Here is a 20827-nt window from a genome sequence, read left to right on the forward strand (position 1 = left end):
AATAAATTTAGTAGAATTTTTGCAAAGAGCCTATGCTTTTGCTAAAAAATTTTGGTAAGAAGATTGCACAGAAACCGTGCCATCTGACAGGATTTTTTCTAAATTTAGAAATTCTATTTGATTTACAAAGGCAGGATCAAAGTCTTTCTGGACTCTCACATAGTTTTCTGTGAAGCCAAACATTTTTCCATCTTTATTTTCATGCTCCCAAAGTACAGGAAGCGTTTTACCCAATTGAGTCTGATAAAATGCCATTTTCTTCTTTTCAGAAAGAATTCTCAACATTTTATTACGTTTTTTTCTTTCAGCTACAGGAACTACTCCTTCCATCTCAGCCGCTTCTGTATTTTCTCTTTCAGAATAAGTAAATACATGAAGATAAGTAATGGGAAGTTCATTCAGGAAATTATACGTTTCCATAAATCTTTCCTCAGTTTCGCCCGGAAATCCAACGATAACGTCTACTCCGATAGCAGCATCAGGCATTACTTCGCGAATCTTATTCACCCTGTCATTATAGAGCTTGGTAAGATAACGACGTTTCATTTTTTTCAACAAATCATCACTTCCGGATTGCAATGGAATATGGAAATGCGGAACAAAACTTTTACTTTTCGAAACCAGTTCTATACTTTCATCTTTTAAAAGATTAGGCTCAATAGATGAGATACGGATTCTTTCTATTCCTTCCACTTTATTAAGTTCGGAAATAAGATCCAGGAACGTATGTTCATGTTTTTTGTTTCCAAACTCTCCTTTTCCGTAATCCCCAATATTTACGCCTGTAAGAACAATTTCTTTAATATCTTTTGCCGCAATTTCTGTAGCATTTTTAAGGACATTTCCAATAGTATCGGAACGTGAAATCCCTCTTGCTAATGGAATGGTACAGTAAGTACATTTGTAATCACATCCGTCCTGAACTTTAAGAAAGGCTCTGGTCCTGTCCCCAATCGAATAACTTCCGATAAAAAAGTCGGTTTCTTCAATTTCACATGAGTGAACAATTCCTTCGTTTTCTGTTTTCTCCAGATCATCCAGGTAACTTAGGATATTGAATTTTTCTTTCGCTCCCAATACCAAATCTACTCCGTCAATCTGTGAAATCTCTTCGGGTTTCAGCTGTGCATAACATCCTACAATAACAACCAGCCCTTCCGGGTTAGCCTTCATTGCTCTTTTTACGTGAAGTTTACATTCACGGTCTGCATTTTCTGTTACCGAACATGTATTGATTACATACACATTAGCCTTATCATCAAAGCTTACCTTATCATAACCTGCATCTGTTAATTGACGGGCAATAGTAGATGTTTCTGCAAAGTTTAATTTGCAGCCAAGTGTGTGAAACGCGGCAGTTCTGTGAAAAGTAGACATTTGTTACTCCTGAATTTTATGGGTGCAAAGATAGTAATTTTTAATAAGAACTAAAGATTGATTCAATCTATTGCTTGTATTCATCCCTTACTTCGGGGCTATTTTGAAAACATACAGGAGATGAATTGGGATCGGATTCTTCCCTTGAAACTTTATTTATCATCTCTGTATTAAACTCCTGTGACTTATTCCTTGCAATAGAAAGTGTCTTCCACTCTTCATTTTTCATCATTTTTGCCAGGTATACAATTTGTCCTACGTGATAAGGATAATGAGCAAGCTGCCTGAAGACAGCATCAACCACAGAATGAGCTTCTCCTCTAATATAAATCGTGGAATAGATATTATCATCAGTAATCTGGTTTAAAGCATCAAAGAGACATGCCCACCCCTTTTCCCAATATTCAGTAACTTCTTGCTTTGTTTTGAAAGTGTTCTTAAACTCCTCATCACGGTGACGCCATGATTTTTCGCCGTCTTCAGTCAAAAAATGAGTCCATCTCGAAAGCATATTTCCTGCAATATGTTTTACAATGACAGCAATAGAATTACTTTCTTCGTTATACTGCCAGAAAATCTGTTCCTCGGACAATTGTCCGAATGTCTTATCACCGAGAGATTTATAATATTCGAAACGCTTAATAAAGAGTTGCTTCATGCTTTTAATTTTGATATCTAAAATAAGACTTTTTAAGAAAAAAACCACTTCAAATGAAGTGGTTTTATCTATGTATTGTATTTAATAATTCATGTCTATTACTCTCTGTTTTTCACCAGTGCCCATCCGGAAAATTTGATAGGCGTATTCTTTTTATCACTCTCATTCCAGGTTACAGAATACCAATACGTTCCTGTGGATACTTTTTTTCCTCCTTCTGTGCCATCCCATTTGTAACCATTGGTTCTATCGGCCCTGAAAATTCTATTTCCATACCTATCAAAAATATCCATGACAAAGTTCTGTTTACCGGCCAATGCAGAGTAATCAATAACATCATTCACGCCATCCTGATTGGGAGTGATCACATTCACTAAGTTCGGAACAACAATATCCACTTCAATAGGGTCACAATTGTAAGCATCTTTTACAAATACTTTATGATCACCTCTTGATACATTTTTGAAGACATTGGAATCCTGCCAGTTTATGTTATCCATAGAATATTTATATGGAGGATTTCCACCCGTTACAGATACGGTAACAGTATTATTCGTGATATCAATTCCTGAAACTACTGGCTGATCAGATGGCAATACTTTTACATTCTGTATGGCAGTACAATCTCCAGTCTTAAGTTTCACCCAATAGGTTCCTATTCCTACATTGGTAATGCTTTGAGTAGTGGCTCCTGTACTCCACTCATAACTTTTAAATCCAGGTCCTGCATCTAAAGTAGTGGTATCTTCTGCACAAATGTTTTTGTCTTTAAGGATATCCGAATATACCGGTGGGATAACGGCCAGTGTAATTCTGGCAATATTATAACAACCCTGTGCATTATAAACCCTTACATATACATATCCGCTTGGAGCAATATAATTGGAAGAATTAGAAATTTCATTGGTTTGATTGATCGCGTCTGTAAGTGACGGATAATATTTTTTCCCGGCTCCCGGCTGTGTAGTTACACTGGCTCCTGTAAGATTAAATAATGCCGTAGAAGGGTTTGTTTCAATAAAACATGATCTTATCGTAGCATCAGTGACAATGATTTGTGGATAAAATTTCAAAGTAATTTGAGCAACAGCACTACATCCGAACTCAGAAATTACTTTTACATAAACTGTAGCTTCAGCAGATAGAAATGCCATTGGTGTAGTAATCTCATTAGTTCCGGCATTGAGATCAGCCATAGAATGATAGTATTTCTTAACCACAGTAGTACTCGCAATAATGTCTGCTGATGTCAGATCAAACAATGCCGTACCCATATTATTATTGTTACATGCTGTCAATGTAGCATTTTTCACTTTGATAGAACCATCTTTGAATTTAAATTTCCCGATCTGTTTACATTTATTAAGTGGATTATTTGGATTTGTCGCATCTGTGTAGCTAATACTATAATAAAAAACGGTAGTGGTATTCACTGTTCTTGGAGCAGTAATAGGATTAGTTCCCGTTAGTGCTTCATTCTGACTGGTATGATAACTCACGCTAAAGCTTTGGTTTCCATTAAGTATTCCGGCGGATAAAATAGAAAAATCAAATAATTCAGTACTTCCACATATAATAACTTCCCTTGGATCAGCCGGATTTACCGGAGCAATCCCTGGGGGAATAAAAGGATACGTCTGAATATTCGGATCTGTAAACGGCGATGCCAGTGTAGCTGTACCACCCCAAGTCAAAGAAAATGGAGCTGTCGTACTGCTGGTGCTGCTCACCCAGTTGTCAATAAACAAATAATAAGTTTGTCCGGGTAAAACATCCATATATTTACAGTAAGGAGTGGTAGAACCTCCTACAGCACTTAGAAGCGTACTTGTCATATTTAGTCCTGTAGAGGGGCCTACTCCAATCACTGTTGCTGCATTACAACGTATGGGTGCTCCCAGACTTCCGCAGGTTACATTGGGCCCAAAAATAGCCCAGTCATAATCGGCATCCGGATTATTGGGAACCAGATCAAAGGTAAGTGTTCCGCCTGTGGCAATCGTAATTTTATACCAAATTGAATTATGCTCACCCGTTGCATCCAAACAACTTCCAGAATTTACCAATTCTTTTATATTACCATATCCTGTAGGACTGTAGGTAATATCTGAGTTTCCACAAACAGCTAATGCCGTTGCACAATCTGCCTGGGAATAAAAAGTTTGAGATATACAAAAAAGAATGAAAAGTAAAAGTTTCCTCATAGATATATGTTTTTATGGTTAAATCAGTTTAAATCAGGCTGATACCAACCTATACCAAATATACCTATAATTTAATTACAAACAATAAAATTCAAATAATTTTGAAATATTACAAATTAAAACAATAAATCTTTGTAAAATCCAAGCATTACATTAGTTTATTTTATACTTGTAATATTTCCACAGAGATTTTCAAGGTGAAAGATTTTATGAAAAGGACTTTTCACTTCGTTCAGATGTTCTTTGTCCTGAATAAAAGTATATCGGGAAGCAATAGAATTCATATCTGAAACTATGACCAGCCAGCACTCATCTACAGAAGTGTCATAGTATGGAAATTTTTCATTTTTCTTTTCAATAAGTTCCAAAATCTTTTCCGAGCAGAGCTCATCAAAAAGGTTCATACTATATTCATGGGTGATAAAGACATTCCTGCGGTGGAAAGATTTCCGAAGACTTTTCACACAGCCGACTGCTTTATTTTTTTTAATGCTTTTGTAAATACTGATTATATTTTCTTCCTGATGTTCAAGATTATCAAATCTTACATTGGTATGGAATTCTAAAAAATAAACACCACGATATTTCGTAGTGTCTTCCTGTTCCAATAATATTTCTGCCTGACGGAATATCTTATTCAAGGTACTTTCCACCTTCTTCATTTCCAGATGATTGATGACTTCAGTCAGCTCTATTCCAATTTTTTTATCATTTAATTTCGCAATAAAATCGGGACTTTCACAAGTGAAATCCTCAAACTTCACCTCGGGAAAATGATGCATAAAAGAGTTGAGAAGTAATATTTCGGACTTCTTTCTATATTTTTCACGGTCATGCAGCTGAGATTCATCTATTGTACGGTGGTACTTTTCTATGGGCTTTTTTTTCAAATGCCTGTTCAGGTAATATAAACTTAGATTCTTTATCAGATCTTCTTCAGAAAATGTCTTTTTCATGTGTGATTTTTTTATTGAATTAAAGAACACATGCAATCATCGGTTTTCACCACTAAAAGTTTTTGATAATCAAAATTTTACACTCTTAAAGGTAAGTAAAAAAACAATCCGATATTTACTTTCCAGGTTTATTTATCAAATAATTAATGTAGAGTTTATTTTCATAATCAATACCTTTGCTCCTTCTAACACAAATCAGCATTTATGGATTTCAGGAATTTCAAAATACCTTACAGCGTTAATCCCCAATATTCAAAAAAAACCGCCTATTTCTCAATGGAATTTGCCCTTGAGCAGGTGTTGAAAATATATTCCGGAGGACTCGGATTTTTAGCAGGCTCCCATATGAGGAGTGCATATAACCTGAAGCAGGACCTTATCGGAATCGGAATCCTTTGGAAATTTGGTTATTATGATCAGGCAAGAAATCACGATCAAACACTACAACCGGTATGGACAAGAAAAATGTACAGCTTTCTTGTAGACACCGGGATAAAATTTCAGATCGAAATCCACAGTGCTCCGGTTTGGGTAAAAGTATGGTATCTTGATCCTGAGACTTTCAATACAGCTCCTATGTTCTTTCTTTCAACGGATGTTCCGGAAAATGACCATGTTTCCAAAACAATCTGTCACAAACTTTACGATGCCAACGAATCTACCAAGCTTGCTCAGTATATTTTACTGGGAAAAGGTGGCGCTAAACTACTGGAAGAGATGAACGTTGAAAGAGAGGTATATCATCTGAATGAAGCCCATGGACTTCCTGCGGCATTCCACCTGTTGAAAAAATACAATGGAGACCTCAATAAAGTCAGAGAAAAACTAGTATTTACCACCCACACTCCGGAAGAGGCAGGAAACGAAAAGCACAATCTCAAATTGTGCTATGATATGTCTTATTTTTCCGGTTACAGTATGGAAGAAATAAAAAGTATAGAAGGAACGGATGATGAACGATTTAATCATTCTCTTTGTGCTTTAAAAATGGCTAGAAAGGCCAATGGGGTTTCTCAGCTTCATGGAACAGTTTCCAGAACAATGTGGAGTAAATATCCGGGAATCTGTGAAATCACATCCATTACCAATGCTCAGGAATTCAAATATTGGGCAGATAAGCCTCTTTACCATGCTAAAGATGAAAATGATGCAAGTGCTTTCGATTATAGAAAAAAGCATTTAAAGAAAAAGCTCTTCAGTATTGTTGCTGATCAAACAGGAAATTTATTTAATCCTGATATTTTCACCATTGTATGGGCCAGAAGGTTTGCAGGATACAAACGTGCAGAACTTCTTTTACATGATAAAGACAGGTTTTACAGACTTCTGAATAATCCTAAATATCCTGTACAGATCATATGGGCGGGTAAGCCTTATCCCATGGATTATTCTGCTATTTCTATCTTCAATACATTGGTTGAGGAGAGTAAAAATCATAAAAGTATAGCCGTGCTTACAGGGTATGAGCTTTCTTTAAGTAAATCTTTAAAGCAAGGTTCCGATCTATGGTTAAACAATCCGAGAGTTCCCAGAGAAGCTTCCGGAACCTCCGGAATGACGGCCGCTATGAATGGTTCTGTGAATTTATCCACAGATGACGGCTGGATTCCTGAATTCGCCAAGCATGGAGAAAATTCTTTTGTGGTTCCTAAGGCAGATTATCTGAATATGAGCATCTATGAGCAGGATAATTATGATTTACATAAACTATATGAAATCCTTGAAAACGAAATTCTTCCGACATATTATGACCATCCTGATCAATGGAGAAAAATCCAGCATAATGCAATGAATGATGTAAAGGATCAGTTCAACAGTGATCGCATGGCGGATGAATATTACAGGATACTTTATAACGGTCAGCAATAAAAAGATTACAAGGAAAATCCTAAATATTAAAATATAAAAATCCGTGAAGAAGTTCTCCACGGATTTTTCATTAAAGATTATTTGCTTTTCTTTTTTGCAGGCACTTTTAAGCCTTTTTCTCTTGCTTCAGAAATACCGATTGCTACGGCTTGTTTTCTGTTGGTCACCTTTTCTCCGGAAGAAGATTTCAATTTCCCTTCCTTGAATTCGTGCATTACTTTTCCTACTTTGTCCTGAGCTTTATCTGAATATTTTGTCTTGCTCATGATCGTTTTTTTTAAGATTTTACCAGGGATACCCCTAATTCATAAACACAGGCATGTTTCATATATTTTGAACGTTCTCGTGAAGTTACTGACTCAAATTGATCATTTTTCAGGATAATAATCGGGTCTTCTGCATTTTCGATCTCAAAATTGGCAAAATACCGTTCATCCGGACTTGTTTTATCATTTCTTGCTTTTATTTTCTGCAACTCATCAGCATATTTTCTAAATCCGGGATCAGATGAATGGATAAATTTATATTCATCGCCTGCATACACATAGTAATGAAGTTTTTTTTCTATTAAACCGGCTTCATCTGTAATCTGAGGGTTATCATTTCCATCTTTAAAACTCACTTCCACTAATGTTCCTCCTTTTTTTTGGGCACATTCTTCAGCGTCTTTAAAACTGGAAAAACCTGTATAAACAATTCTGTCATTCAATACATAACGGTTTAGTTTCTGGTTGTATGCATTTGTTTCCATAATTATTATTTGATTTGATTATACTTAATGATATTCAATTTTTCTGCCAAAAGTCTTATTTGAAAAGCTTTTTTTACACATTTTAATAAAATTATTATCTTTGAAATCCATTAATGCTAGAAATGAAAAAACTATTCTTAACGCTTACGATTGCTGCGGCATTCCAAACTGTATCGGCACAGGAAATTACTTTAGATAAAATATATTCAGGATATTACCGTGGTAAGGGTATTGCCGGGATTACATCTATGAAAAACGGCGAAAACTATCTGGTTATAGAACCGGCAGGAATCGCAAAATATTCTTACAAAACTTCTCAGAAAGAAGGAAACCTTGTAGATGGAAAATTTGAAAGCTATGAATTTTCTGATGATGAGTCTAAAATTCTCTTACAAGTAGGAAGCCAGCCTATTTACAGGCATTCTTTTCTTGGAAAATTTGATGTAAAAGATTTAAAATCAGGAAAAGTAATCAGCTTAAATGAAGGCAAAACTGTTCAGGAACCTAGATTTTCCCCTGATGCTACGAAAATAGCTTTTATCTCTGATAATAATTTATTCTATCAGGATCTGACTTCCGGAAAGATCACACAAATAACCAATGAGGGTAAGAAGAATTCTATTATCAATGGATTGGCAGACTGGGTATATGAAGAAGAATTCGGGCATGCAAGACAATATGAATGGACAAAAAATTCTGATGCTATTGTATTTGTAAAATCTGATGAGAGCCAGGTTCCGGAAATTTATATTCCTATCTATGGAAAAAATCTTTATCCTGCTGAAATGCGTTACAAATATCCTAAGGCTGGTGAAAAGAATTCTGTAGTTTCTGCACAATTATACCGTCTGGACAGCGGAAAAACAATGCCATTGAATTTAGGATCTTTTAAAAACTATTATATTCCTAACGTTTTTCAAACGGCAAAAGCTGATGAAATTGTTTTGATTACTTCCGAAAGAATTCAAAACGCTTCAGATATTTTAAAGGTCAATACTAAAACCGGAGCTGTTCAGAAATTATTTACTGAAACGGATGACAAATGGATTGATACGGATAGTCCTACTTTAGAATTTTTAGAAGACAATTCTTTCCTTTGGGCTTCTGAAAGAGATGGAAACCGTCATTTATACTGGTATGACAAAGATGGTAAGCTTAAGAAGCAAATCACTAAAGGAAACTGGGAGGTAACGGATTATTATGGTTTCAATCCAAAATCTAAAGAAATCTATGTTCAGACTACTGAAAAAGGAAGTATCAACAAGGTAATTTCTAAAGTAAATATTGAAAACGGAAAATCTCAGCTTATCTCTAATACGGAAGGAAACAATTCTGCCAACTTCAGCAAAAATTATAATTATTTCATTGAGACCTCTTCTACGGCTTCAAAACCTTATACTTATGTTTTAAAAGACGGAAATGGAAAGGCTGTAAAAGAACTTCAGAACAATAATGATCAGTTACAAAAATTAAAAACTGATAATTTTGCTGAAAAGGAATTCATTACCATTCCCAATGCAGTAGGTGATCAGATGAATGCATGGATCATGAAACCTAAAAACTTTGATCCTACTAAGAAATATCCTTTATTCATGTTCCAATATTCAGGACCGGGATCTCAGCAGGTTTCCAATTCCTGGGATAACGGAAATGCCATGTGGTTCAATCATTTGGTGCAGAAAGGGTATATCGTTGCTTGTGTAGATGGACGTGGAACAGGCTATAAAGGAGCTAAATATAAGAAAGTAACGTATATGAACTTAGGTAAATATGAGATTGAAGATCAGATTACTGCGGCTAAATGGTTCGGTACCCAATCTTATATTGACAAGAGCAGAATCGGAATGTTCGGATGGAGCTTCGGAGGCTATATGACAAGTTTGGCAATGACTAAGGGAGCAGATGTTTTCAAGATGGGAATTGCTGTTGCACCGGTAACCAACTGGAGATATTATGACTCTGTATACACTGAAAGATTTATGAGAACCCCTCAGGAAAATGCTGATGGATATGATAAAAACTCACCTACAGAATATGCTAATTTATTGAAAGGCAAATTCCTGTTGATCCACGGAACAGCTGATGACAACGTACATTTCCAGAATTCCATGGAATTTTCCGAAGCTTTGATTCAAAATAAAAAACAGTTTGATTTCATGGCTTATCCGGATAAAAATCACGGAATTTATGGAGGACAGACAAGACCACAGCTTTATCAGAAAATGACTGATTTTATCTTAAACAATTTATAAGAAAGTACTTCTTACAAATAAAACTTACTATAGATCCCTTTCAAAATTTGAAAGGGATTTTTATTTTGTTCATGGATATTTCACCGCTTTATCCAATTCTATGGGGTTATTAAAAGCTTTTATTTTTCATCTCTCATTCATTTAATAAGCCTTAAAGCATTCTCTTTGAATAAATAATTTAGCGATCATTACTTTAGATTCTCATTTAAATAAATTTCCAGTTCTTCAGGAGTAATATCTTTTTTAATAATTCTTCCAGAAACATCCAAAAGAAAATTCGTAGGAAATTTATTAATATTATACTGCTTAGCTTTCATACCATTTTCATCTAAAAAATGATCCCAGATAAGTTCCTTTTCTTTAATTACTCTCTTCCAATTGTCTTTATCTTTAGTTCTGTCAGTAGAGATATTTAAAATTTCAAAACCACTATGATGATATTTTGAATACATTTCCTTGTATTTTGGAAAATCAGCTATGCAGGGTTGACAATAAGAAAACCAAAAATCTATAAGAGTATACTTAATACCCAACTCTGCCAGAACATGTCTGTTATTAAAAATTAAATCAGGAAATAAACTGCCTAGAGCTATCTTTTCTGATTTTTTTAACTGATCATCAAAAATCAACCCAACAGAAGATTTCTTTACTGAAGTGTTTAGATTATTGAAAATCTGATCGTATCCATTTTTATATCCCTTAGATTCAAATTTTTGTACTAATCTCCAAAATAAAATATAAGAATCCGGTGTTTTTTTTGACAGGCTTAACAACAGAGAATCTTCAGACTGATCAAGTTTTTTATATAAATTTTGCAAACTGTCTGTTGTTATTTTCTCAAGTTTAAAATGATTGCTTTCATTAATACGAAACGTAATGCTATCCAATTCATTTTTTTTAGCTGTGTATGATTTCATATAAGATTCATAATTAAGTATTTCATTATAAACCTTATCCTTTCTATTGAGTATAATTTCATTATTTCCAAAATTAAAATTCACTCTACTAGTCTTTTTAGAAAGATAAAAAATGTCTGAAACTTTAAATACTTTATTTTTCCCAGTTTTAAATAAAAAACGAAAAGGTCTGGGAATATCATCATTATAATCTGGAATACTGAAGTTGTAAATATTATTTTTTATAACAGAAGAATCTCCGGTAAACCCTTTATAATACTTTTCATTACATGCACTTAATAACTTTAGCGTTTCTTGATATTGATTTTTAATCTCTTTTCCAGCAACAATTAATTTATTCTGAGAAAAAAAATTCAGAGAAATGAGGCTGATACTGAATATGAAAAACCTATATTTCATTTAAAGCTTATTTTACAATAATAAATATAACTAAAAACACAAAAAAGCTGAGAACAGCAGCATTTTTCACATTTTATTTATGGATATTTCACCACCTTATCCAGTTCTATGGGGTTATTAAAAGCTTTTATTTTTTTTCTCTCATTACCTTCGGCAGGTTTCAGCTGTTCTTTGGAGAGAACGGTTCCGTCTTCCAACAACAATTTCTGCCCTTCGCGCATGGTCAAATTTCCATTCAATACATATTTAAAGGGATTGGAATAGAGGTCCAACCTTAGTTTATTTAAATCTTTCTGCGTAACGGGAATTGCTCTGAGTATATAATTATTTAATGAATTACGTTTATAATCATCCGGAATCTTTTCACTCTTAATCACATTAAAATAGTAATTCTTTTGAGTATCATACAATTCCATAATCAATCCCGGTAATCCGTTAAACTTATAAGGTCCGTAGGGCATTGGAATATCTTTAGTAAACCATGCGATCCAGTTTCTTCCTCCGAATTGAGTACTAGCTTTTTGAAGCCGGAAATTATTAGAAACTTTTATACTGTCTGTAATAGTCCATTGTTGTTTGGGTTCTTCAGATAATTTATAGAAGGTTGCATCACCGATATATTCATAGTTTTGAAAGATGTTGCTATTGTTCTTTTTGATAAGGAAAGAAGTCAGCCTACCAGATGTATATTGCCCGGTAACACTGAATATTGAATCATTAATATAATTCAGTCTGTTATAATAGGCCAGATCATCTTTTGTAATATCAAGATAATAATTTTCTCTGGTGATCTCTTTTGAAGTTGAATCCTTCTTGTATTTCACTTCATAGATGAACCTGTTATTCTGAGAAAAAAACATCACAGTTCCTAGTAGTATAATTAATAAACTTTTCATAATCAATTTTAATTTTCTGATAAAAACTCGGGGATAAAATACTCCAGATCAGCTCTCTCATATTGGATGGGATATTCCATATCATTGAGAAAAATATCAGGTGTAAAGTGAACGCTATTGTTGGTGCACCATTTTTCATGATCTTTTAAAACATTAAGTGCCACTTCTGAACTTCCAAAATATTTAGAATACCTTTTATACCATCCGTTTTTATTTTCAGTATACCCCTGAACCGCATACCAGCTGTTTAAGCCTTCTAAAAACTCAGTTTTATTTTCACTGTTAAGGTATATATTGGTAAGGTTGACATGAACTGTTTTATTATCCTCGTCATCTCTGTTAAGGTCTATATCGAAGAAAATATTGATTCTCAGTTCAGCAGAATACATCTTAACCAACTTTAGAAAAGCAGGATAAAATTCTTTGCAATGCTTACAAAAAGGGTTGGTAATAAAGGTCAAACTTTGATCGGCATGTTTATTTCCAAATACAAAAGCACCCGAAACATCTGTATCAATTAATTTTTTCTGAAAGGACAGGTTATTTTTAAAAAACAAATAGTTTCTCCTGAATTTCAGGTTTCTCTTAATGGTATTTTCATTTTTCTGTGCAATCTCGTTTTTCATCCTTAGATTCAAGAGAACGATTAAGGAACCAAAAATTCCAGTTAAAAATAAAATTATAGAACCCAGATTTATTTTCTTGGGATCAAAAGGTATAAGATTAGCTGCAAGTAATTGGATACAAACACAGGTTATAATGATCATACACACCGGACAATATTTCCTGACCACAAATACCTGATAATATAAAGATAAGCAAGCTATGGGTATAAAGGTAAATAAAGCATATTGATAGACAGCAAAAAAGAATTCGATGTCTTTTGCCAAGGAAAATAAAATGAAGCACGTTATTTGGCTGGTAAAAAACAACATTGATATCTCAGATAAATCTATTTTATTGAAAATTTTCCATTTTTTTGAATTAAAAACCAAGTCGCAATCCGTATTCAAGTAATTACTTTTGCACACTCCCACCGGAATAAATGTTCCTTTACCATGGGTTTTCTTATAAGCTTCATAAGCAAAAACAAACCCCAATAAAGAAGTAAGTGCGAAAGCTAATTGTAAAATTATACTGGAAGAATTAGATCCCAAAAGAAATAAAAACAATAGTATAAGGATTCCCCAATTGATATAAGAATAATTTAGTTTTGATTTTGTAGTTGCAAGTTCACCTTCTTTTTCAATAACAAGTATTATATTTTCCCATTTTGAAAAAAAATCATTCATTGGGGAACCATTAATTATCAATTTATCATTCTTATTTTTCACAGCAGCCAGCTCTCCTTCTACTAAAGCCAGAAAATTTTCAGGCAAAATATCTTTTTCGTCATTATCTATTCTGTAGCTGTAGTTTTCAATATTGAAAAAGTGTAATGCATCAGAAAATGCTAAAAGACTAGGAAAATCCGGATGCCCTTCCAACTGAAGCTCAAATTCATCCCGATCAACATATATTTTATTATCATCTAAATAATTGATAACAGCAGTGTAGCTTTTGTGTGTCATTTTTTTACATCATTTGCGTTTCAAAAAACGGCAACAGTTTCCTGTTGCCATTTTAAAGAATGAGTCTTAATTATCCGCAACAAAAAGTTCCATTGCAATAAGAATCTCCATTACCTCCATGAGAAGCAGCACATTGTGCATTCGTACATGCACACCCCAAGTCTGTAATGGGATCTTCGGCTCTTACACCTCCTTTAATCGTTCTCTGCTCATTTCTGGATAAGCTTCCTTTCAATTTTTTTAAATCGATTTTTTTCATGTTGTTTTTTATAAAATTGTTCTGTGTCACTGTTGACCTTTCAAAACTAAAAACAAAAATCACCTCGACGAGAGATATGTATTGTATATTATTTGCAATTTTTTATTCATAATATGTGCAATATGTACGTCTTGTAGATGTAAATTGATCAGGTTTTACAAAAGTTAATTTTATCCTTTCAGAAATAAAGGGCTTCTATTTATTTCATTAATCATTTCGCTCAGTATTATTTATTTTATCAATTGAAATTAAAAACTTATTTTTGGGAAATTTGAAAATTGATTATATGAAGACTAAACATCCTAAAGGGCTACCCTTCCTCTTTTTCACTGAAATGTGGGAGCGTTTCGGATACTACCTGATTCTTGGAATCTTTGTACTATATGTTATTGAGCCCACAGGTATGAAGGGAGGCCTTGGACTGCCAGACAAAACAGCTGATGATATTTTCGGGACCTATATTGCCCTGACATACCTTACCCCTTTCATTGGCGGATTTTTAGCTGACAGGGTTTTAGGATATATCAGATCTATTTATATCGGTGGATTTTTAATGGCTGCAGGATATATTGGGATGGGAGTTTTCAAAGACCTGCCTCTATTTTATTCGTCTTTAGCTTTAATTATCATTGGAAATGGTTTTTTTAAGCCTACAATCTCTACTCTTTTAGGAAACCTGTATTCTGAAGAACCCTATAAAGCCAATAAAGATTCCGGATATAATATTTTCTATATGGGAATCAATATCGGTGCATTTATCTGTAATATTATTGCTGCCTTCATGCGTAATAAATTCGGATGGGGTGAAGCATTCATCACTGCCGGAGTAGGAATGCTGATCGGTATGGTAATTTTCACGATCGGAAGAAAACACTATATCCATGCTGCACAGATGAAACCGGTGCAGGAAGGAGACACCAAACTTTCTGAAATTATGCTTAAAGTATTTGTTCCCGCTATTATTGCCGGAGCAATCGGTTGGTTTATTCCTAACAATATTTTTGGGAGTGACAGCACAGATGCCTTTATATTTGCATGCGTTCCTGTTATTTACTTTTATGCCTCTCTTTATTTCAAAGCTAAACCGGATGAAAAAGCTTCTATTGGTGCCCTATTATCCGTATTCCTGATCAGTATGTTTTTCTGGGCTGTATTTAAACAAAATGGTACTGCCTTGACAAGATGGGCCAATTATTATACAGACAGAAGTGTTCCGGCCTCTTTAGAAAAGCCGCTGGAAGGAATTTACATGGTGGATGGGAAGAGCTATGAAGATAAAGAAACCCCTGTATATGACAACCAGTTCAGATCTCAAAAAAATGAAAAGGGAGATACCAGGAAAGAAACAGGAAAAGATGTTTATTTTAAAAATATTTCTCCCGAACAGCGGGCTGCTCTTGAAAAGAATCCTGAAAACAAAGTATATCTGTACAATACCGAATTATTCCAGTCAATTAATCCATTTTGGGTAATTGCTCTGACACCTGTCATAGTCGGTTTTTGGGCTCTTTTAAGACGAAAAGGCAAAGAGCCGTTAACCCCTACTAAAATAGTTTTAGGGCTATTTATTTCAGGACTATCCTGTCTGGTGATGGTATTAGCAGTAATGGCTGGAGATAACGGAGCCGTAAAGGTTTCTCCTTTATGGCTGGTAGCCAGTTATGGTGTGATTACTATTGGGGAATTATGCCTCTCGCCTATGGGACTTTCTTTTGTCTCAAAACTTTCACCGGCAAGAATTACAGCCCTGATGATGGGAGGATTCTTCCTTGCCAACTCCGTAGGAAACAAGCTTTCAGGGATTCTTGCCAGCACCTGGTATAACTACGAAAATAAGACGAATTATTTTCTTGTTAATTTCGGTTTGTTAATATTTGCTACTCTTTTAGGCCTTTCTATGTTAAAAAGATTAAATAAAATCATGAAGGAAAAAGGGCACTAATCCTTAGTATTTATAAAGAATATAAAGCTGCAGAATGGTTCTGCAGCTTTTTTATTTAAAAATAAAATTAAAACCTTGCCAAAAACCCAAAATAAACTATATTTGTCAGTCTTAACAAAAATTAACAATAGAAATGGATAATATTGAAGCAATAAGTCCGAAACCGGATGAATTTGTAGAGAATAAGAATTCCAGACATCCGAAAGGATTGTGGGTTCTGTTCGGAACGGAAATGTGGGAGCGTTTCAACTTTTACGGAATGAGAGCTCTTTTGACGCTCTTTATGGTAAATTCCTTATTGATAAAAGAAGCTGATGCAGCTATTATCTATGGTGGATTTTTAGCTTTATGTTATTTAACTCCCCTTTTAGGAGGATTTATTGCAGATAAATATATCGGAAACAGATTTGCTATTATCATTGGAGGGTCATTAATGGCCATTGGTCAGTTTTTATTATTCATCAGTGCTTCAACTTTTTCCGCAGATATTGGAAGCGCCAAACTTATCATGTGGCTGGCTTTATTCGTTATTATTTTTGGTAATGGATTTTTCAAACCGAACATCTCATCCATGGTGGGAAGCCTTTATCCAAAACAAGAGAAGTCTAAACTGGATTCCGCTTTCACTATTTTCTACATGGGGATCAACATTGGAGCGTTTTTAGGTCAGTTTATCTGTCCTTATGTAGGGGACGTAAAAGACGCTGCAACAGGAGTAAGAGATATTTTCGCCTTTAAATGGGGATTCTTAGCAGCTTCAATTGCTATGGTTATTGGAACTATTACATTCTTTATCCTTAAAAATAAATATGTAGTAACGCCGGAAGGAAGACCTATCGGTGGATTACCAAAAAATAATACCAGTGCAGATTTTGAAGAAGGGGAAACTCAAACAGCAAAATTCTCGGGAATGGCTTTAGGTATTACCGGACTTATATTTGTTGTTTTATTCTTTGTTTTCCGATATGCATTGGTAGGAGAAATTGGATTTAAAGCTGTAGAAATGGGTCAACTGATCAAAGGAGTTATTTATCCTTTCATTTATTCAGCAGGTATTTCTTTGGCCTTCCTTATTATGAGCTCTGCAGAAAACAAAATTGAAAGACAGAGAATCTGGGTAATTTATATTGTTTCATTCTTTATTATCTTTTTCTGGGCAGCTTTCGAACAGGCAGGTTCTTCATTAACATTTATTGCAGATAATCAAACTGATAGAAACATTTTGGGGTGGAATATGCCACCATCAATGGTTCAGATCTTTAATGGTATTTTCGTTGTGCTATTAGCCGTTCCTTTCAGTTTGTGTTGGGATAAACTAAGAGCAAAAGGAAAAGAGCCGGTATCACCATTCAAACAAGCAATGGGACTTGCATTAATAGCTTTAAGTTACTTTATCATAGCACATAATGTAAAAGATCTAGGAAACTCAGGTCTACTGGCAATAAAATGGTTAATGCTTCTATACTTCATCCAAACTTGTGGAGAGCTTTGTTTATCTCCAATCGGATTATCACTGGTAGGTAAACTGGCACCAAAAAGATTCGCCTCATTATTATATGGAGTTTTCTTTATTTCCAATGCGGCAGGATATGCTTTGGCAGGTTCTTTAGGAGCTTTGATCCCTGCAACAGGTGATAAATTTACAAAAGCACAGGAAATAGGAGTAAACCTTCAGGATGTTTTAGATAAAAAAGTAACATTAACCGCTGATCAGACAGCTGCATTTGAAAAAGCTCAGTTACCATTACATAACCCTACTTTTGTAGGATTTGAGATTCACAATTTATTTGAATTCTTCATGGTATTTGTGGTACTTTGTGGTATTGCTTCAGTAATTTTAGCTTTACTTTCACCTATCTTAAAGAAAATGATGCACGGTGTAAACTAAGTGTGTTAACAAAATATGAATAAAACCTCTGCTAAGTCAGAGGTTTTTTTTAATTTCGTACGATGGAAATTTCCGAAGAATCTTTATTCCAATCCGTAAAGGAGATCATTAGACAGTCGCGCGAAAAGGTTTTTCGAATAGCGAATTCTACACTACTGCTTACTTATTGGCAGATTGGAAAACTTATTGTTGAAGATGAACAACAGGGAAAAGAACGTGCTGAATACGGAAAATACACCTTAAAAAATCTTTCTCAGAAGCTTACTTTAGAATTTGGAAAAGGGTTTGACTATACAAACCTTTCTAATATGCGTAAGTTTTACATCGCTTTTCCTATTGTTGACACATTATCTCAACAATTGAGCTGGTCTCATTACCAACTGCTTTCCAGCCAGGATGATAAGAATAAAAGACAATATTATCCTAATGAAGCTGTACAAAACAATTGGAATGTAAGAGATCTAAAAAGGCAGATGAACTCTCTTGCCTACGAAAGAGTTTTAAAACATAAAGAGTCTTCACCAGAAAGCATCTACAGTGTTTTAAAAGATACCTACATTTTTGAATTTTTTGGCATAAAGGCAGACGAACAGTTTTCTGAAAAAGATGAAACTATTGTAAAATACTCTGTGTTCAATGATAAAAATAATTTATTTGCCAGCAAATACCTGCTGTACCTCCCAAAAGAAGAATTAAACAAATCATCGATCAGGACAGAATTCGTTTTGAACTAGATCAGGATAATAAAAACCCCTAATAAAAACAATCATATATCATTATGAGCTTAACTCTAGAAGAAATACAAAACTTTAAAGGAAAGTATCCAAAGCAACTTTGGACCTTATTCACTGTAGAAATGTGGGAACGCTTTTGTTTTTACGGAATGCGGGGAGTTCTTACAATTTTTATGGTAGACCAGCTGGGACTGCTGGAAGACAAGGCTAATTTACAATATGGAGCCATACAGGCTTTTATTTATGCCTTTACCTTTATAGGAGGTATTTTTGCGGATAAAATCTTAGGATTTAAAAAGTCTCTGGTTTTTGGGGGACTTATTATGGCAGTTGGAAATCTTATTATAGCACTGTCACCTCATGACTTCTTTTATTTTGGGATTACCTGCTCTATTATTGGAACCGGATTTTTCAAACCGAATATTTCCTCAATGGTAGGAGAACTCTACAAGGAAGATGATGCCCGAAGAGATGCGGGATATGGTCTTTTTTATGCCGGAATTAATATTGGTGGGCTTCTGGGAGGAGCACTATGTGTATATCTTGGAAAATACCACTCCTGGTCATGGTGCTTCCTGGCAGCGGCAATAGTGATGATTTTAGGATTAATTACTTTTTTTGCTACCAAAAAATCATTGGGACCAATTGGCGATTCTCCCCTACAAATTCTTCCCCAATCTAAAAGAACCCTACGTGAGGTTTTAGTTTATATTGGAGCTTTATTAAGCATGCCTCTTATTTTTATTATGGTTAAAAATACCGATTATACAGACTATTTTATGTATTTGATTGGTATCGCTGCCGTAGGATATTTTATCCTAGAAACACTGAAACAGACAACACCTTATCAGAAGAAGCTTATCGCTGCTTTTGTTTTTATTTTCATGTACTTCCTATTTAATTCCATTTATGAGCAAAGTGGTGGTTCATTGTCTTTATTTGCCAAGGACAACCTTGTTCACAACTTATTGGGATTTGGTATGGATCCTAATGTTATCAACAACAGTGCGAATTCATTTTTCATTATTATTTTCAGTCCTCTAATCGGATTAGCTTGGGTAGGCTTAAACAAAAAGAAACTTGAGCCCAATACTATTAATAAATTTGGAATTGGATTTTTATTTCTCGCTGCCGGATTTTTCTTATTCTACAGTTTAAGATATTTTGCAGGTGCAGATGGTAAATCATCTCTTAATTTATTTACCTTTACGTGGCTTGTTATCACATTCGGAGAGTTGTGTTTAGGTCCTATTGGGATGTCTATTATTACAAAACTATCTCCTAAAAAGATGTTTGGTATGATGATGGGGCTTTGGTTTCTAGCCAGTGCATTCGGGCAGTTTGCAGCAGGGAAAATTGGAGCGAGTTTATCTGAATCAAATACAGGGAATACCAATATGAGTAAACTGATCGCCTATACTGATGGATACAAAACTCTGGGAATCTATGCATTAATTGCAGGTGTGGTATTGATTTTGCTATCATCCTTCGTAAAAAAATTAATGCAAGATGTAAAATAAAGAATAAACTATTATGCTTATTTTTACATAAATATCACAAATCATTATGAAGAAAATTTTAAGCATAGTACTCTTATTATTATTGAATTTTAGTTTTGCACAAATAAAGTGGATGACTATTGAGGAAGCTTTAAAAGCTCAGAAAACGCATCCTAAAAAAATTCTTATTGATTTTTATGCAGACTGGTGCGGACCGTGTAAGATTATGGATAAAAAAACATACGGCCATGCCGTGATTTCCCAGATCTTAAATGAGAATTACTATCCTGTAAAATTTAATGCTGAAGAAAAAAATAGTGTTGAAATCTTTGGAAGAACATTCTCAAATCCAAATACAGAGCATAAAAAAGGAAAAAATTCTCTGCATGAGTTTACACAATATATGAATGTAGGGGCTGTACCAAGTACTGTTTTCCTGGATGAGCATGGAGATCCAATCACCATTCTACAGGGAGAATTATCCGCTAAAGAGCTGGAACCCTATCTGGAACTTATCTCAAAAGATTTATTTAAAAAGATCCGTACCAGAGAACAGTGGGAAGATTACCAGAAAAAGTTCAAATCTAAAATCAAAGACTAATATAAATCAAAGGCTTTCAGAATCTGAGAGCCTTTTTTAGATATTTACACCAAT

17 protein-coding genes are annotated in these 20827 nt (G+C 34.4%); 7 read left to right on the forward strand and 10 right to left on the reverse strand.

The genetic code is table 11. The features are described from left to right. Positions 1-30: 30 nt before the first annotated feature. The 4 genes from mtaB to JML65_RS12615 form a co-directional block, all read right to left on the reverse strand. The gene (mtaB, locus tag JML65_RS12600; protein WP_202271059.1) at positions 31-1377 is read right to left on the reverse strand and encodes a tRNA (N(6)-L-threonylcarbamoyladenosine(37)-C(2))-methylthiotransferase MtaB; all 1347 of its coding nucleotides are present in this window, start codon (positions 1375-1377) and stop codon (positions 31-33) included. A 67-nt stretch (positions 1378-1444) separates the two neighbouring features. Next, a complete protein-coding gene (locus JML65_RS12605; RefSeq protein ID WP_084086857.1) occupies positions 1445-2035 on the reverse strand; it encodes a DUF1572 domain-containing protein in 591 nt (196 codons plus the stop codon). A 98-nt stretch (positions 2036-2133) separates the two neighbouring features. Beyond that, positions 2134-4239 (reverse strand): T9SS type B sorting domain-containing protein, encoded by a 2106-nt coding sequence (locus JML65_RS12610; RefSeq protein WP_202271060.1) that lies wholly within the window; start codon positions 4237-4239, stop codon positions 2134-2136. A 158-nt stretch (positions 4240-4397) separates the two neighbouring features. Then, entirely contained in the window at positions 4398-5195 is a 798-nt protein-coding gene (locus JML65_RS12615) for a hypothetical protein (RefSeq protein ID WP_047489269.1), read from the reverse strand. Positions 5196-5399: 204 nt separating this feature from the next. On the opposite strand from JML65_RS12615, the gene glgP reads away from it, so the two are divergent. Further along, the gene (gene glgP, locus JML65_RS12620; RefSeq protein ID WP_202271061.1) at positions 5400-7064 is read left to right on the forward strand and encodes an alpha-glucan family phosphorylase; all 1665 of its coding nucleotides are present in this window, start codon (positions 5400-5402) and stop codon (positions 7062-7064) included. 77 nt (positions 7065-7141) lie between these two features. Here the strand turns inward: glgP and JML65_RS12625 are convergent, their stop codons facing one another. Together JML65_RS12625 and JML65_RS12630 are read right to left on the reverse strand one after the other, a co-directional pair. Further along, positions 7142-7330: a DUF6496 domain-containing protein gene (locus JML65_RS12625; RefSeq protein ID WP_047489275.1), complete on the reverse strand. Its 189-nt coding sequence runs from the start codon at positions 7328-7330 to the stop codon at positions 7142-7144. 11 nt (positions 7331-7341) lie between these two features. Continuing rightward, entirely contained in the window at positions 7342-7815 is a 474-nt protein-coding gene (locus tag JML65_RS12630) for a hypothetical protein (RefSeq protein WP_202271062.1), read from the reverse strand. Positions 7816-7937: 122 nt separating this feature from the next. Here JML65_RS12630 and JML65_RS12635 point away from each other — a divergent pair, with 122 nt between their 5' ends. After that, positions 7938-10067, forward strand: coding sequence for a S9 family peptidase (locus JML65_RS12635; RefSeq protein ID WP_202271063.1), 2130 nt, complete (start codon positions 7938-7940; stop codon positions 10065-10067). Between the two features lie 188 nt (positions 10068-10255). Here JML65_RS12635 and JML65_RS12640 read toward each other — a convergent pair whose 3' ends face one another. The 4 genes from JML65_RS12640 to JML65_RS12655 all read right to left on the reverse strand — a co-directional run bounded on the left by JML65_RS12640 (position 10256) and on the right by JML65_RS12655 (position 14109). Then, positions 10256-11383, reverse strand: coding sequence for a TlpA family protein disulfide reductase (locus JML65_RS12640; protein ID WP_202271064.1), 1128 nt, complete (start codon positions 11381-11383; stop codon positions 10256-10258). 77 nt (positions 11384-11460) lie between these two features. Continuing rightward, positions 11461-12279, reverse strand: coding sequence for a GLPGLI family protein (locus JML65_RS12645; RefSeq protein ID WP_202271065.1), 819 nt, complete (start codon positions 12277-12279; stop codon positions 11461-11463). Between the two features lie 8 nt (positions 12280-12287). After that, a complete protein-coding gene (locus JML65_RS12650) occupies positions 12288-13850 on the reverse strand; it encodes a vitamin K epoxide reductase family protein (protein WP_202271066.1) in 1563 nt (520 codons plus the stop codon). Between the two features lie 70 nt (positions 13851-13920). Then, the gene (locus JML65_RS12655) at positions 13921-14109 is read right to left on the reverse strand and encodes a hypothetical protein (protein ID WP_202271067.1); all 189 of its coding nucleotides are present in this window, start codon (positions 14107-14109) and stop codon (positions 13921-13923) included. Positions 14110-14395: 286 nt separating this feature from the next. On the opposite strand from JML65_RS12655, the gene JML65_RS12660 reads away from it, so the two are divergent. The 5 genes from JML65_RS12660 (at position 14396) to JML65_RS12680 (ending at position 20773) form a co-directional block, all read left to right on the forward strand. Next, positions 14396-16051, forward strand: a complete 1656-nt coding sequence (locus JML65_RS12660; RefSeq protein WP_202271068.1) for a peptide MFS transporter — start codon at positions 14396-14398, stop codon at positions 16049-16051. Positions 16052-16184: 133 nt separating this feature from the next. Further along, complete coding sequence (locus JML65_RS12665) at positions 16185-17939, forward strand: peptide MFS transporter (RefSeq protein WP_047489302.1); 1755 nt, start codon at positions 16185-16187, stop codon at positions 17937-17939. Positions 17940-18001: 62 nt separating this feature from the next. Beyond that, positions 18002-18673, forward strand: a complete 672-nt coding sequence (locus tag JML65_RS23855) for a DUF1016 N-terminal domain-containing protein (RefSeq protein WP_237390874.1) — start codon at positions 18002-18004, stop codon at positions 18671-18673. Between the two features lie 44 nt (positions 18674-18717). Continuing rightward, positions 18718-20193 carry a peptide MFS transporter gene (locus tag JML65_RS12675; RefSeq protein ID WP_115920446.1) on the forward strand — a complete coding sequence of 492 codons (1476 nt, stop codon included), beginning with the start codon at positions 18718-18720 and terminating at the stop codon, positions 20191-20193. A gap of 46 nt (positions 20194-20239) precedes the next feature. Beyond that, positions 20240-20773: a thioredoxin family protein gene (locus JML65_RS12680; RefSeq protein ID WP_047489311.1), complete on the forward strand. Its 534-nt coding sequence runs from the start codon at positions 20240-20242 to the stop codon at positions 20771-20773. The last annotated feature ends 54 nt before the right edge of the window (positions 20774-20827 follow it).

Origin of the sequence: Chryseobacterium sp. KMC2, assembly GCF_016756935.1 — a bacterium.
Classification (GTDB): Bacteria; Bacteroidota; Bacteroidia; order Flavobacteriales; family Weeksellaceae; genus Chryseobacterium; species Chryseobacterium rhizosphaerae.

Coding starts and splice junctions, on each gene's coding strand:
- mtaB (WP_202271059.1), bottom strand. CDS start 1,377: ATGTCTACTTTTCACAGAACTGCCGCGTTTCACACACTTGGCTGCAAA.
- JML65_RS12605 (WP_084086857.1), bottom strand. CDS start 2,035: ATGAAGCAACTCTTTATTAAGCGTTTCGAATATTATAAATCTCTCGGT.
- JML65_RS12610 (WP_202271060.1), bottom strand. CDS start 4,239: ATGAGGAAACTTTTACTTTTCATTCTTTTTTGTATATCTCAAACTTTT.
- JML65_RS12615 (WP_047489269.1), bottom strand. CDS start 5,195: ATGAAAAAGACATTTTCTGAAGAAGATCTGATAAAGAATCTAAGTTTA.
- glgP (WP_202271061.1), top strand. CDS start 5,400: ATGGATTTCAGGAATTTCAAAATACCTTACAGCGTTAATCCCCAATAT.
- JML65_RS12625 (WP_047489275.1), bottom strand. CDS start 7,330: ATGAGCAAGACAAAATATTCAGATAAAGCTCAGGACAAAGTAGGAAAA.
- JML65_RS12630 (WP_202271062.1), bottom strand. CDS start 7,815: ATGGAAACAAATGCATACAACCAGAAACTAAACCGTTATGTATTGAAT.
- JML65_RS12635 (WP_202271063.1), top strand. CDS start 7,938: ATGAAAAAACTATTCTTAACGCTTACGATTGCTGCGGCATTCCAAACT.
- JML65_RS12640 (WP_202271064.1), bottom strand. CDS start 11,383: ATGAAATATAGGTTTTTCATATTCAGTATCAGCCTCATTTCTCTGAAT.
- JML65_RS12645 (WP_202271065.1), bottom strand. CDS start 12,279: ATGAAAAGTTTATTAATTATACTACTAGGAACTGTGATGTTTTTTTCT.
- JML65_RS12650 (WP_202271066.1), bottom strand. CDS start 13,850: ATGACACACAAAAGCTACACTGCTGTTATCAATTATTTAGATGATAAT.
- JML65_RS12655 (WP_202271067.1), bottom strand. CDS start 14,109: ATGAAAAAAATCGATTTAAAAAAATTGAAAGGAAGCTTATCCAGAAAT.
- JML65_RS12660 (WP_202271068.1), top strand. CDS start 14,396: ATGAAGACTAAACATCCTAAAGGGCTACCCTTCCTCTTTTTCACTGAA.
- JML65_RS12665 (WP_047489302.1), top strand. CDS start 16,185: ATGGATAATATTGAAGCAATAAGTCCGAAACCGGATGAATTTGTAGAG.
- JML65_RS23855 (WP_237390874.1), top strand. CDS start 18,002: ATGGAAATTTCCGAAGAATCTTTATTCCAATCCGTAAAGGAGATCATT.
- JML65_RS12675 (WP_115920446.1), top strand. CDS start 18,718: ATGAGCTTAACTCTAGAAGAAATACAAAACTTTAAAGGAAAGTATCCA.
- JML65_RS12680 (WP_047489311.1), top strand. CDS start 20,240: ATGAAGAAAATTTTAAGCATAGTACTCTTATTATTATTGAATTTTAGT.